Here is a 1,297-nt window from a genome sequence, read left to right as displayed (position 1 = left end):
CTCTTCTAAGGTTTCATCTCCGGGAGGAATTTTGCACAGAGTCTTTTGGGAGAGGGAGACGAGCTATAAAGCTTTTGAGTATTCATACTGGATTAACACCTGTCGATACAAATGTTACACTAATAGTAGGTCGAAAAACAGGAGAAGTCAATGAGAACAGCGTATCAATATCGGTTGCGACTAACCAAGTCACAGGAGGCAGATATAGAAAGGTGGTTGGATATGTTACGCCACCAATACAACTACTTACTTGCTGATAGATTTAACTGGTATGAACAAAACCGCTGTTCTATTAATTCCTGTCCTTTGATCTGTCACTTGCCAGAGTTAAGAAATAATCCTGATTACTTTTCCCAAAAAAGGACTCTGCCTCAGTTAAAGAAAGACAGGCACTGGTACAAAGCTATCCACGCCAATGTATTACAAGATTGCGTAAAGAGGGTAGACCTAGCTTTTAAAAGGTATTTAAAAGGTGACTCTAACGGCAAGAAGAGTGGAAGACCTAGGTTTAAGAGTAAAAACAGCTACAAGTCCTTGACTTTTTCTGCTTTCTCTAAAAATCCTATTCAAGGTAATAAATTGAATCTGCCCAAGTTCGGATGGGTCAAAATGGTCTACCACAGACCAGTCCCGGACGGATTCAAGATCAAGACTGCCACGGTTACTCGTAAAGCTGATGGGTATTATGTGACTTTGTCTTTACAGGATGATACTATTCCTGAAGTACTCCCAATAGAGCAAGTATCAAATCCTATTGGCATAGACATGGGTCTCAAGTCTTTTCTAGTCAAGTCTGATGGTTCAGAGGTTCCAGTTCCTCAATACTATCGAAAGGCTCAAAAACGACTAAAGAAAATTCAAAAAGCTGTCAGCAGGTCAAAGAAAGGTAGTAACAACAGAAAGAAGGTTGTTACTAAACTAGGGAGAGCCCATAAAAAGGTTGCTGACACTCGAAAAGACTTTCATTTTAAAACTGCGAAAGGCTTGCTAGATTCTCACGATCTAATTGCTCATGAGAAACTAAATATTAAAGGTTTGGCTAGAACTAAAGTAGCCAAATCTGTACTGGACGCTGGATGGGGTCAATTTCTGTCTATTTTGTCAAACAAAGCCGTTCGCGTAGCGTGGCCTACGGCCTTAAATGCTGGTTTAGTCACAATAGCAGTAAATCCCCGAAATACCAGCCAAAACTGTTCCAATTGTGGAAGGAAAGTTCCCAAAAAATTAAAAGACCGCATCCATTCTTGCCCACATTCCGCAGGTGCGATCACATAATGTTGTATTTTTGACTGAAGTC

General features: G+C 40.4%; 1 protein-coding gene. It reads left to right on the top strand.

The window, feature by feature from the left end:
- Positions 1-150 precede the first annotated feature (150 nt).
- Positions 151-1,275 carry an RNA-guided endonuclease InsQ/TnpB family protein gene (locus tag AC4II3_RS32745; RefSeq protein WP_488017444.1) on the top strand — a complete coding sequence of 375 codons (1,125 nt, stop codon included), beginning with the start codon at positions 151-153 and terminating at the stop codon, positions 1,273-1,275.
- Positions 1,276-1,297 lie beyond the last annotated feature (22 nt).

The sequence above is a fragment of the Moorena sp. genome (genome assembly GCF_982860115.1).
This window is presented reverse-complemented; position numbering and strand designations above follow the sequence as displayed.

Excerpts from the sequence above, each read along its gene's own strand:
- AC4II3_RS32745 (WP_488017444.1), top strand. The coding sequence starts at position 151 with ATGAGAACAGCGTATCAATATCGGTTGCGACTAACCAAGTCACAGGAG.